The following is a 12023-nucleotide window of genomic DNA, read 5'->3' as shown; positions in this document are numbered from 1 at the left end:
TACAGCTTTTATTTTTTTATTTAATTAAATTTTCTAAAATTTGAATAGTATTAAGTGCAGCACCTTTTCTTGTATTATCGGCAGCACACATTAGATTTAATCCATTTTCAATAGAATTATCTCTTCTTATTCTTCCAACATAAACCTCATCCTTAAAAGCAGAATCAAGAGGAGTTGGATAAATATTATTTTTAACATCATCATAAAGTACAATGCCTTTTTCATTTCTAAAATCTGAAAATATATCATCTAAATTAAATGGTTTTTCAGTTTCAACATTAATGGCGACAAGATGTGAGTTAAAAACTGGAACTCTAGCTGCAGTAGCAGTTATTTTCAAATCATTATTATTAAATATCTTACGAGTTTCGTTTACCATTTTCATTTCTTCTTTTGTATAACCATCATCTAAAAAATCATCAATATGAGGAATTATATTATAAGCTATTTGATGAGGATAAAATTCAGCATCGCCACCCCAAATACCAGTTTTTAGATCTGAAATACCATTTACACCACTTCCAGATACAGCTTGATAAGTAGTATAAATTATTCTTTTAATTCCATATTTTTTATAAATAGGGTAAAGTGCTATTACAGATTGAATAGTACTGCAATTAGGACTTGCAATTATTAAATTATCTTTTTTTAGTTCTTCACTATTAATTTCTGGAACAACTAAAGATATATTATCATCCATTCTAAAAGCAGAAGAATTATCTATAGTTATAATATTATATTTTGCAGCAATTGGAGCATAGGTCTTAGCAAGGCCTGAATCCAATGCACTTAGTGCAAAGTCTATATCTTTGTTTTTTAAGTTTTCTTCACTTAGCTCTTCTATAATATAATTTTTTCCCATAAAAGAAATATTTTTTCCAGCAGAATTTTCTGATGCAAAAAAATAAATATTATTTATAGGAAGTTTTTTTTCTTCTAAAATTAATTTCATTTTTTGTCCTACAAGACCTGTAGCCCCAAAAATTGCCAAATTAAACATAAAGATTCACCCCTTTTAAATTTATCTTATATTAACACTTTAAAAAGATTATGTCAAAGATATAACGTTTTCACTTTTTATAATTCAAAAGTTATGTTAATATAAATAAAATGAATGGAGGTAATTATGATAAATATTGCATTACTTGGATTTGGTACAGTTGGAAAAGGTACATATGAAATTTTAGAAAGACAAAAAGAAGAAATAAAAGAGATAACAGGAGAAGAAATAGTAGTTAAAAAAATCTTAAAAAGAAACTTAGATTTTGAAACTTCTATTAATAGAGATATCTTTACAAATGACTACACAGATATAATTGAAGATGATGAGATAAAATTAATTGCTGAAATGACAGGAGATGTAGATTCTTCCTACAAATATATAAAAGAAGCTCTTCTTAGAAAAAAACACATTGTAACTGCAAACAAGGCAGTAGTTTCAGAAAATTTTGAAGAATTTTTAAAACTTGCAAAAGAAAATAATGTGAATTTTTTATATGAATCATCAGTAGCAGGCTCTATTCCAATTATAAAACCTTTAAAAGATCAAAGTATTATAAATAATATTAAAAAGATAAGAGGTATCTTAAATGGAACAAGCAACTTCTTATTATATAAAATGACAGAGGAAAACTATGATTATAGTGAAGTTTTAAAAATGGCTCAAGAAATGGGATTTGCAGAGTCTGATCCAACAGATGATGTAGAAGGTATAGATGCACTTAGAAAGCTTAGAATACTATCAACAATAGCTTTTAAAGCTAGTATAAAGAACGAAGACATAGACTCTTATGGAATAAGTAGTATTTCAAAAGTTGATATAGAATATTTAAAAGAGAAGAATAAAAAAATTAAATTAATTGCAGAATCAAAAATAGAAGAAGATAAATTTATGGCTTTAGTAGAACCTGTAATACTAAACTCAAAAGATAATCTTGCAAATATTGCAAATGCAGAAAACTCCGTTGAAATAAGTGGCCAAAACTATGGAAGTCTTACATTTATTGGAGAAGGAGCAGGAATGTTACCTACAGGAAATGCAGTTGTAACAGATATATTAGATGCAATTACAAATAATAATTATAATGTAATAATAAATAAAAATCTTAAAAATAATAATAATGACTTTAAAGCAAATTATTATATAAGAGTTAAAAAAGATGTAGAATTAAATAATATTACTTTAGAAGAAGAAATATTTAAAAATTATAAAATTATAAAAACAAAAGAAATTAAAAGAAAAGAACTTATAAATTCTTTAAAAGAAATAAATAAAAAAGATTATTTTTTTGCAAGATATAATTAGAAATTTAAAAAAGTAGAGTTTTTCTCTGCTTTTTTTATATTTTTAAAGTAAGTAATATACTTATTTCTTAGACTTTTTTATAAAAAATGTATAAAAATGTTAAAAAAGTCTTTGCTTTTTTGTAAAAATAAGTTATAATAATAAAGCAGTTGTGATTGAGAGATAAAAAATAAATCAAAAAAACTTTTAAATAATCAAAAAAGTTCTATTGACAAATAACTCTTAATCGCCTATAATAATAAAAGTGGTTCGGCATTAAGAACTCATTTATTTATCGAAGAGAAGTGGAGAAATACTCAAGAGGCTGAAGAGGCTCCCCTGCTAAGGGAGTAGGGCTCGTAAGGGTCGCGAGGGTTCAAATCCCTCTTTCTCCGCCATTTAAAAATAAATGAGGGCCTTTAGCTCAGTTGGTTAGAGCGCCCGGCTCATAACCGGTAGGTCCGGGGTTCAAGTCCCTGAAGGCCCACCATTTTGCCCAGATAGCTCAGTCGGTAGAGCAGTGGACTGAAAATCCACGTGTCGCTGGTTCGATTCCGGCTCTGGGCACCACAACTCTAAGTATATCTTAGAGTTTTTTTTAATTTCTTAAACTTTAATAGAGTATTGTGATATACTAAACTAAGAATCTTATTTAAATTAGTATTGGAGGATATTGTGTTAAAAATTATAAATGGAGATATAACAAATTGTAAAACAGATGCAATAGTAAATGCTGCAAATAATTACTTAAAAGAAGGAAGTGGAGTATGTGGTGCAATATTTAAAAAAGCAGGATCAGAAAAACTTCAAAAAGAATGTGATGAAATAGGATATTGTAATACAGGAGAGTCTGTAATTACTAAAGGATATAATTTAGATTCAAAATTTATAATACATACAGTAGGACCTATTTGGTATGGTGGAAATAAAAATGAAGAAGAATATTTAAGAGCAAGTTATAGAAATTCATTAATACTTGCAAAAAAACACAATTTAAATTCAATTGCATTTCCTCTTATATCTGCAGGAATATATGGATATCCCTATGAAGATGCTCTTAAAATAGCAAAAGATGAAATTAACAAATTTTTGGAAAATAATGAAATAGATGTATATTTAGTTTTGTTTAATTAGAAATCTCCAAGAGGGATTTCTTTTTTTATACTTAGAGAATCCTTAGTAACATCACATTCATAACAAAGACAAATTACATTATTATTAATTGCATTTTTAAGTTCATTTGAAAAATCAATCTGCATAGATTTATTCGGTACAAAATCTTTCATAGGAGACATTTGTATGACAAAAACTACAAAGGCAATATATCCCTTTTCTACAGCAAGGCTAAGCTCCTTTAGATGCTTCAAACCTCTTAAAGTAGGAGCATCAGGAAATGTCGCATGACCATTTTCTTCTAATGTCACACCTTTTACTTCAAGAAAACCTTTAAACTCATTATTGTCTTTATAAGTTCCCTCAAGATAAAAATCAAATCGACTATTATCAAACTTAACTTCTCTTTTAACCATTGTAAAATTATAATCTTTTAAAATACTTTTATTTAAAATCGCTTCCTCAACAACAGCATTTGGAGCTTGAGAATCAATATTTATTAATAGATCATCTTTATAAATACTAATTAAAGTATATTTAGTCTTTCTATTTTCATCATTATGATAAGTTAAATAAACTTTTCTACCTTCTATAAAAAGTTCCTTACATCTTCCAGTATTTGGTACATAAACCTTAACTTTTTCTCCATTTACAAAGCAGTAGCAAATAAATCTATTCTCACGATTAATAAAAATTCCCTCAACTACATTATTATATTTCATAAAAATCACCAATTTGATTATAACATATTGTAATTATAGGTTTTTATTATTAAAATAGAGAAAATAAGGGGGAGAAAAATGAAACTAAGAAAAGCAGAAATAGAAGATGTAGAATTGATATTAGAAATGTATGAAGATGGTTCTAAAAGTCTTGCAAAAGCAAATATAAATCAGTGGCAAGGTAAAGATAAACCAGGAAAAGATGAACTATTAAAAGTTTTAGATGAAATATATGTACTTGATGATAATGAAGCTGTATCAACTGCAAGAATAATAGAATATGACAATCAATATGATAAAATATATAATGGAAATTGGATAAATAATTCAAATAATTACTATGCAATTCATAGAGTAGCAACACTTGCTTCAAAGACAAGAAAAGGATATGCAAGAAAAATGCTCTTAGAAATAGAAGAACTTGCAAAGAAAAATAAAAAGAAAAGTATAAAAATTGACACACATTGTGAAAATACTAAAATGCAAAATTTTCTAAAATCTTTAGATTATGAAAAATGTGGAATAATTATTTTGAATAATGGGGATAAGAGAGATGCTTTTGAAAAGATAATATAGGATAAAAGCTACCTAAATGGTAGCTCTTTAATATTGTGTAAGTTCTGCAAGAAATCTACTTATTTCTGATTCGTTTGAATTATGTTTTTTGGGAAAAAGAAGGAACAAGTCATCTTTTGCTCTTGTCATAGCTACATAAAAAAGCCTTCTTTCTTCTTCTAGAAGTGATTTTTTAGGATCGTCAATTGCCTTAGTTGATGGAAGCATTCCCTCGACTAAATCTATTACAAAAACAGTGTCATATTCAAGTCCTTTGACAGAGTGTATTGTTGATAGTGTAAGGTTAGATTCTACATAGTTAGGTTTTTTCATTAAGTTTTCTAAATGTTTTAATCTTCCTATTAAACTACTTAAATTGTCTTCATTTTTGGCAATATATTCTAAATAGTAAGCATATTCGCTAAGTGTTTTGTAGTTATTTCCAAATTTTTCAGAGCTATCTTTTAAATAGTCATCATATTGGAGTTTATACATTATTAAATTTATTTTTTTATCTAGAGGACTTTTTTGAATTTCTTTAAAGTCTCTTATTAAATGTGATAAATTTTCTTTGTATCTTGTTGAAAGCCCTGGATAGTCCATTAAGATTCTAAAGAGATTTTTCCCAGGATGTTTTTTTAAATAGTTAATATGTTTTTTTGAAATATATCCTTTGATTTTGTAGTAAAAGTTTTCGTATAAATTTATATTTGATAAATCCTCTGAAAATTCAATTATATTTATAATATCTCTTATGACAAAATGATTGAAGAATTTTATTTTACTATCTCTTATATTAAAATTTATATTATTTCTTTCAAAGTATTCAACAAGTCCTAAGCCACAAATATTATTTCTATATAGTATTGCATAAGTTTTGTCTTTGTCTTTTTTTATTTCTTCTTCAATGAAATTGTACTCTTCAAAATTATCTTTTACTTTTATAATATTAACAGGTGTATTAAAGTCATTTTCTGTAGTTATCGCTTTATTAAATCTATTTAAATTATTATTAATAAATAAATTAGAAGTATTTACTATATTTTTAGAAGAACGATAGTTATTTTCCATAAAGTATATTTTTAAATCTTTGTATTCTTTTTTTAGATTAAAAAGCTCTTTTGGATCGGCTCCTCTAAATCCATATATAGACTGATCATCATCTGCTACAATAAATAAATTGTTGTGATTTTTGCAGAGATATTTTATAAGTGTAAATTGAGATGAGGATGTGTCTTGTCCTTCGTCTAGCTGAACATAGTCATACATATTTAGGTATTTATTTTGAAGATTAATATTATTCTTTAAGATATCTATTGATTTTATAATCATATCGTCAAAGTCTATTAAGTTTTTTTCTTCTTTAAATTTTTCAAATTGAAAATAAATTTCTTTAAATCTTGGAATTTCTGATTTAAAGCCATGAAGATTCTTTGGAAGATACATTTTATTTTTGCAATAAGATATGTCTGAAATTATTGTTTCAAGTTTATCTTCTGTAGGAATATTATTATTAATAGAAATATATATACTTTTTAAAATGTCATATTTTCCCTTGGCATTTCCATCCATTAACATATATTGAATATTAGAAATTCTTGAATAGTCTCTAATTATTTTGTAGCTAAAAGCATGTATTGTAGAAAACTTAATATTATATGAAGAGTTTGGAAATAGTTTTTTAAATCTATTTTGCATATCAAGGCTTGAAGCTTTTGAAAATGTAATTGATAAAATTCTATTTGGATTTATATTATTTTCTATTAAATGCATAGTTCTATGTAAAAGCATAGTAGTTTTTCCAGCTCCAGGTACTGCTAGTACAAGGGCAGGTCCATTAATATGGTTTATTGCTTTTAGTTGTGATGTTGATAATTCCATTATATCCTCCTTAATAATTCTATTTAAATCCTACCATAATTTTAAAAATATGTCTTATTTTTTAAAAAAATAGTAATATCCTTAAAAAATGCAATTAATACCTTTATAAAAGATAAACGTTGTTATATAATTTAAAGGAGGTGATTTATGAAAAATCCATTTAAAGCCTTTGATAATTTTTTTATAAATCTAATTAATAAACAGATGCGAAATCCTTTTTTCGATTTTCTGTTTTATCATATAACTAATATTGGTGGGGCTATTAGTTTAATTACTATAACGGCGTTACTAATTTTCTTTGGAAAGGGTAAATATAAAGTATTAGGTATTAAAATTGCATTTGCTTTAATTTTATCTGGAATTATTGTTCAAATTTTAAAAAGAATATTTACAAGAAGTAGACCGTACTGGATACTTAAAAACTTAAATACTTATGGAATTGATTTAAGAGATTATTCATTTCCTTCAGGGCATTCAGCAGCATCTTTTGCAGTAGCTGTAATAATTGCCTTAAACTTTCCAAAAATTTCAATAATTGTAATTGTGCTTGCACTATTAATTGCAATATCAAGAATTTATTTAGCAGTACACTATCCAACAGATGTTGCTGCTGGAATTATAATTGGAATAGTTTCTAGTTTATTAGTAAATTATAAGCTATATCCATTAATTAATCTTTATATCAAAAATAAACTTTAGGGGGTATCATTATATGGTAATGACAAACTTTTTACAAAAAAGAAAATCTGTAAGAGATTTTAAAAACAAAGAAATAGCTCGTGATAGCATTGAAGCTATAAAAAACTATATTGAAGAAATCGAAAAGGAAACTGAAACTGTTTCATTCAAGTTTTACGAAAACGGTTCTATTATTTATAATGGATTAAAGGGTAAAGCTGGATATTCAGGCGTTATGATTGAAGCACCTTCATATATAGCTCTAATGAAAAAAGATGAAGAAAAAGAATCTTGTTTAAATACAGGATATTATCTAGAAAAACTAAATACTCAAATTGTAAACTTAGATTTAGATTCTTGCTGGATAACATTAGATAATGTTGATGATGAAACTAAAAAGAATCTTTTTGGTGCTGAAGGAACAAAAGTAGATTATGTAGTTGCTTTTGGATATGGTGTTGGTAAAAAGTTATTTACTCCAGAAACTACTAGTGGAAGATACACTATGGATCAAATAGTATTCAAAGATGAAATAGGTAATGAAATTTCAGCAGATGAATTAGAAACAACTGGACTTTTAGACATATTTGCATCTGTTAGATTTGCTCCAAGCCATAAAAACTCTCAACCTTGGAGATTTGTAATGGAAGATCATAATGTAGTTTTATATATGGAAAAATCTGATGAAGACTCTAGATCTCTTGTAGATATGGGAGTTGTTATGTTTTACTTTGAAGAAATGGCTAAGACTATTGGAAGATATGGAAAATGGTCTGTAATTTTAGAAGATCAAGATAAATATCTAAAAGTTGCTAAATTCTCAATGTAATAATTTGTTTATTAAATCTTCTACATTTATGTAGAAGATTTTTTTTATGAGAAATTTGGGTATTAGTTATAAATATTATACTCATATTGGAGGTGTTATTTTGAAATTAGCAGAAGCTCTACTTTTAAGAGGAGATTATCAAAATAAAATGGAGCAAATAAAAGAAAGAATTAGTTCTAATGTTTTAATTCAAGAAGGAGATAAACCTAATGAAAATCCAATAGAACTAATAAGAGAATATGAAGGCATTTTAAAAGAATATGAAAAATTAGTAATAAGGATAAATAATACAAATAATTTAACTAAATTCAATGAAGAAATTTCTTTATCTGAGGCTTTAGTTAAAAGAGATGTATTGTCTAAAAAATCAAGAATATATAAAAATGCAGTTGAAGATGCAAGTATAAGGCAGGAAAGATATACAAGAAGTGAAGTTAAATATATTTCAACTATAAATATTAAAGAATATCAAAATAAAATAGATGAAATTTCAAAAGAATATAGAATACTTGATACAAAAATTCAAGGATTAAATTGGACTATTGATCTAATTTAAAAAGTTGGTAATTAATTATAAAGGCGAATGCAAAAAAAACAAACTATGCGGGAACTAGGCAAGCCATTTGATGACTTTTTATGCCTATTAAATCTAACTATAGTACAAGTTAAAAATTACAAATTATAACCAAGCATTGATTTATATTTAATGAGGGTGGGAATGGGGAAAAGAGGACGAAAGTCCTCTTTTTTTATTTTCAATTTATTTTAATATATGATTGACAATTCAAGTATAAGGATATATAATACAAATATGATATATGAATGGTTGAACATATGTAAAATAAAGGAAAAAATAAGGTGGTGTCAATATGAAACACTTAATACAAGGAATGTCTTGTTCTACATGTGTACAGGACTTACAAGCTCATAAAAGTCAAATTCCAGGACTTTTAAAGATTAGATCTAGTGGAGATGATATTTTGCTTGAAACTAGAGATGATGTTAAAGGATCTGAAATTTTAAATAAAATAAAAGAACATTTAACTCATGTTGGACATAATCATAGTGATATGAAAATTTATGAAAGTGAGACAATTTATCTAAAAGGTCTTACTTGTGCAAATTGTTCGGCAAAAATAGAAGACGAAACTAAAAAGTTTAAAGGTGTAAAAAATGCAAATTTTGAGTTTGCAACTGAAAAATATACTATAGTTTTTGATGAAAGTGCCGATTTTGAAAATGTTTATGAAAAATTAGAAAAACTAGTTCCTGCAATGGAGCCAGGTGTTGTAGTTTCTAAGACATTAAATGAAGATGAACATGATCATGAGCACGAACATGGAGAGGGAAGTATCAAGGCAAGAGTTACAAAATATATAATAATTTTTGCAGTATTAATTGGACTTCATTTTGTAGAAATTGATGAAAAAATATCCTTTGTAATATATTTATTAGCTTATATATCTGTTGGACTTCCAGTTTTAAAATCTGCCTTTAAAAATATATTAAGAGGAGATTTTCTAGATGAAAACTTCTTAATGAGTATTGCATCAATAGGTGCAATAGTAGTAGGACAATATCCAGAAGCTGTAGCAGTTATGCTTTTATATGATATTGGTGAAATGTTTGAAGATTTAGCTCTTGAAAGATCAAGAAAAAATATATCTTCAGCACTTGCACTTAAACCTGATTTTGCAAATGTAATAAGAAATGGTGAGATTATAGAAGTTGATCCAGAAGAGGTAAATGTTTCTGAGATTATTGTAGTTAAGCCTGGAGAAAAAATTCCTCTAGATGGTATTGTAAAATCTGGAGATAGTTATGTAAATACAGCAAATGTAACTGGAGAATCAGTACCAAGAAGAACAACTGTAGGGGATGAGGCAATATCTGGTTGTGTAAATACAACTGGTGTTTTAGAAATAGAAGTAACTAGTTCTTATGATGATGGTACTATTGCAAAGATTTTAGATTTAGTAGAAAATGCTTCAGCAAGAAAAGCGCCTGTTGAAAAATTTATTACAAAATTTGCAAAAATTTATACTCCAATAGTAGTAGGTCTTGCTGTATTAATGGTTGTAGTTTTACCATTAACAGGAATACTAGCTTTTAATGATGCATTATTTAGAGCTTGTACTTTCTTAGTTATATCTTGTCCTTGTGCACTTGTAATATCAGTTCCACTTGGAGTATTTTCAGGAATTGGAGCATCTTCAACAAAGGGAATATTTGTAAAAGGTGGAAATTATCTAGAGGCACTTTCAGATGTTTCGGATGTAGTATTTGATAAAACAGGAACTATTACAAAGGGCGTATTTGAAGTTACAGATATTATACCAAGTGAAATAAGTACAAAAGAGGAAGTTTTAGAACTTGCAGCAATGGGAGAATATCATTCAACACATCCAATAGGTAGGGCAATATTAAATAGTTATAATAATGAAATAAATATAAAAGAAATAGAAGACTTTAAAGAAATATCAGGTCAAGGAATAACTTATAATTATAAAAATGATAAAATATTAGTTGGAAATGAAAAACTTTTAAATAATAATAATATAAAATTTAATGAATTAGATAATAAAGTTGCAACAAAGGTATTTGTAGCTAAAAATGATAAATTCTTAGGTCAAATATTTGTATCAGATGTTTTAAAAGACAATATAGCTGAAGATATAAAAAGATTAAAGGATAGAAATATAAATCTTACAATGCTATCAGGAGATACTAATGAGACAGCTATGGCAATAGCAAATGAAGTTGGTATTAATAATGCCTATGGAAATCTACTTCCTGAAGATAAGGTAAATAAACTTGAAAATATAATAGAAAATTCTAAAAATAAAGTTATATTTGTAGGTGATGGAGTAAACGATGCTCCTGTAATTGCAAGAGCAGATATTGGAATTGCAATGGGTGGAATAGGATCAGATTCTGCTGTTGAAGCTGCAGATATAGTTCTAATGACAGATGAAATAGGAAAAATTTCAGATGCAATAGATATTTCGAAATATACAAAGAAAATTGTATATCAAAATATTTTATTTGCACTAGGAGTTAAGTTCTTAGTTTTAATACTTGGAGCTTTAGGATATGCTTCAATGTGGGCAGCAGTATTTGCAGATGTAGGTGTGACACTTATTGCAATATTAAATGCTATGAGAATTTTAAAAATAAAATTATAAATAAAATAAAAAAAGTAGAATCTTAAATTTTAAAATTCTACTTTTTTTATCTAAAAACATTAATAAAAAAGCAATGAATAAAATAATACAACATATTAAAACAGAATTAGTTCCTAAAATATTTGTTACTTTTAAACTTATTATAGCTCCACTTATAAAAGAAATAATAATTCCAATGTATTTAATAAAATTAAATAAATAAAATTTATTCTTTGAAACTAAAAATTTATATAGATTTTCTGAAGCTGATCTTAAATTTCCAGTACACATAGTAGAAGCAAAGGTGTTTTCATGGAATTTTCTAAAAGTTTCCACTTGTAAAGAGCACACAAAGGAAATTAATACATTTGCCAAAATATCGTGAGAGTGTCCCTTGAGAGTTGATACAAAAATTAAAATAAAAATTTCAAAAAGTACTACAAGTTGTCTCCAGTGAAGTTTTCTTTTAATATAAAAAGTTTTCTTCAGTAATTCAGACAAAAATACACCAAGAACAAAGGAGAGTATTGGGATTAAATATTGAAAAGAAGTCTTCCAATTATTATTTGCAATATTAATTCCAAGTAAAACAATATTTCCTGTTTGAGCATTTGCAAAGACTCCACCTCTTGTAATATAAGTATAGACATCTAAATACCCACCAGTAATAGTGAGTAAAACTGCAACAATAAGAGATTCTGACATTTTTAATATTCTTTTTTCTTCTAATAGTATTTCTTTAGTTAAATCCTCTTTAAGTGGCATAAAATCAATCCTTTATATTTGAAATAGTTTAT

At 26.5% G+C, this 12023-nt stretch carries 11 protein-coding genes and 3 tRNA genes; 10 read left to right on the top strand and 4 right to left on the bottom strand.

Annotation, left to right across the window (positions count from 1 at the left end):
* Window positions 1-16: 16 nt before the first annotated feature.
* A complete protein-coding gene (locus J2Z71_RS06290) occupies window positions 17-1000 on the bottom strand; it encodes an aspartate-semialdehyde dehydrogenase (protein WP_210061112.1) in 984 nt (327 codons plus the stop codon).
* A gap of 126 nt (window positions 1001-1126) precedes the next feature.
* Between J2Z71_RS06290 and J2Z71_RS06285 the strand changes: the two genes are divergently transcribed.
* The 5 genes from J2Z71_RS06285 to J2Z71_RS06265 all read left to right on the top strand — a co-directional run bounded on the left by J2Z71_RS06285 (window position 1127) and on the right by J2Z71_RS06265 (window position 3418).
* A complete protein-coding gene (locus J2Z71_RS06285; RefSeq protein WP_210061105.1) occupies window positions 1127-2305 on the top strand; it encodes a homoserine dehydrogenase in 1179 nt (392 codons plus the stop codon).
* A gap of 286 nt (window positions 2306-2591) precedes the next feature.
* Window positions 2592-2682 (top strand) — tRNA-Ser (locus tag J2Z71_RS06280).
* Between the two features lie 15 nt (window positions 2683-2697).
* Window positions 2698-2774, top strand: a tRNA-Ile gene (locus J2Z71_RS06275).
* Between the two features lie 4 nt (window positions 2775-2778).
* Window positions 2779-2854: transfer RNA gene (locus J2Z71_RS06270), tRNA-Phe, on the top strand.
* Between the two features lie 105 nt (window positions 2855-2959).
* Window positions 2960-3418: a macro domain-containing protein gene (locus J2Z71_RS06265; protein ID WP_342590807.1), complete on the top strand. Its 459-nt coding sequence runs from the start codon at window positions 2960-2962 to the stop codon at window positions 3416-3418.
* On the opposite strand, the gene sfsA is transcribed toward J2Z71_RS06265, so the two are convergent.
* On the bottom strand, window positions 3415-4119 hold the full coding sequence (gene sfsA, locus J2Z71_RS06260) for a DNA/RNA nuclease SfsA (protein ID WP_210061096.1): 705 nt from the start codon (window positions 4117-4119) through the stop codon (window positions 3415-3417). The genes J2Z71_RS06265 and sfsA overlap by 4 nt on opposite strands.
* Window positions 4120-4197: 78 nt before the next feature.
* On the opposite strand from sfsA, the gene J2Z71_RS06255 reads away from it, so the two are divergent.
* Entirely contained in the window at window positions 4198-4695 is a 498-nt protein-coding gene (locus J2Z71_RS06255; protein WP_210061095.1) for a GNAT family N-acetyltransferase, read from the top strand.
* A 27-nt stretch (window positions 4696-4722) separates the two neighbouring features.
* On the opposite strand, the gene J2Z71_RS06250 is transcribed toward J2Z71_RS06255, so the two are convergent.
* The gene (locus tag J2Z71_RS06250; protein WP_210061094.1) at window positions 4723-6555 is read right to left on the bottom strand and encodes an ATP-dependent helicase; all 1833 of its coding nucleotides are present in this window, start codon (window positions 6553-6555) and stop codon (window positions 4723-4725) included.
* 147 nt (window positions 6556-6702) lie between these two features.
* Here J2Z71_RS06250 and J2Z71_RS06245 point away from each other — a divergent pair, with 147 nt between their 5' ends.
* The 4 genes from J2Z71_RS06245 (at window position 6703) to J2Z71_RS06230 (ending at window position 11247) form a co-directional block, all read left to right on the top strand.
* A complete protein-coding gene (locus J2Z71_RS06245; protein ID WP_210061092.1) occupies window positions 6703-7254 on the top strand; it encodes a phosphatase PAP2 family protein in 552 nt (183 codons plus the stop codon).
* 13 nt (window positions 7255-7267) lie between these two features.
* Window positions 7268-8062, top strand: a complete 795-nt coding sequence (locus J2Z71_RS06240; RefSeq protein WP_210061090.1) for a nitroreductase family protein — start codon at window positions 7268-7270, stop codon at window positions 8060-8062.
* A 100-nt stretch (window positions 8063-8162) separates the two neighbouring features.
* Window positions 8163-8618 carry a DIP1984 family protein gene (locus tag J2Z71_RS06235; RefSeq protein ID WP_210061088.1) on the top strand — a complete coding sequence of 152 codons (456 nt, stop codon included), beginning with the start codon at window positions 8163-8165 and terminating at the stop codon, window positions 8616-8618.
* 313 nt (window positions 8619-8931) lie between these two features.
* Complete coding sequence (locus J2Z71_RS06230; protein ID WP_210061086.1) at window positions 8932-11247, top strand: heavy metal translocating P-type ATPase; 2316 nt, start codon at window positions 8932-8934, stop codon at window positions 11245-11247.
* Here the strand turns inward: J2Z71_RS06230 and J2Z71_RS06225 are convergent.
* Window positions 11242-11991: a YoaK family protein gene (locus J2Z71_RS06225; RefSeq protein ID WP_210061084.1), complete on the bottom strand. Its 750-nt coding sequence runs from the start codon at window positions 11989-11991 to the stop codon at window positions 11242-11244. The two genes, J2Z71_RS06230 and J2Z71_RS06225, sit on opposite strands and share 6 nt — an antisense overlap.
* Between the last annotated feature and the right edge of the window lie 32 nt (window positions 11992-12023).

Source organism: Peptoniphilus stercorisuis (genome assembly GCF_017874395.1).
GTDB classification, from domain to species: domain Bacteria; phylum Bacillota; class Clostridia; order Tissierellales; family Peptoniphilaceae; genus Anaerosphaera; species Anaerosphaera stercorisuis.
This window is presented reverse-complemented; position numbering and strand designations above follow the sequence as displayed.

Excerpts from the sequence above, each read along its gene's own strand:
- J2Z71_RS06245 (WP_210061092.1), top strand. The coding sequence starts at position 6,703 with ATGAAAAATCCATTTAAAGCCTTTGATAATTTTTTTATAAATCTAATT.
- J2Z71_RS06285 (WP_210061105.1), top strand. The coding sequence starts at position 1,127 with ATGATAAATATTGCATTACTTGGATTTGGTACAGTTGGAAAAGGTACA.
- J2Z71_RS06250 (WP_210061094.1), bottom strand. The coding sequence starts at position 6,555 with ATGGAATTATCAACATCACAACTAAAAGCAATAAACCATATTAATGGA.
- J2Z71_RS06240 (WP_210061090.1), top strand. The coding sequence starts at position 7,268 with ATGGTAATGACAAACTTTTTACAAAAAAGAAAATCTGTAAGAGATTTT.
- sfsA (WP_210061096.1), bottom strand. The coding sequence starts at position 4,119 with ATGAAATATAATAATGTAGTTGAGGGAATTTTTATTAATCGTGAGAAT.
- J2Z71_RS06230 (WP_210061086.1), top strand. The coding sequence starts at position 8,932 with ATGAAACACTTAATACAAGGAATGTCTTGTTCTACATGTGTACAGGAC.
- J2Z71_RS06290 (WP_210061112.1), bottom strand. The coding sequence starts at position 1,000 with ATGTTTAATTTGGCAATTTTTGGGGCTACAGGTCTTGTAGGACAAAAA.
- J2Z71_RS06225 (WP_210061084.1), bottom strand. The coding sequence starts at position 11,991 with ATGCCACTTAAAGAGGATTTAACTAAAGAAATACTATTAGAAGAAAAA.
- J2Z71_RS06255 (WP_210061095.1), top strand. The coding sequence starts at position 4,198 with ATGAAACTAAGAAAAGCAGAAATAGAAGATGTAGAATTGATATTAGAA.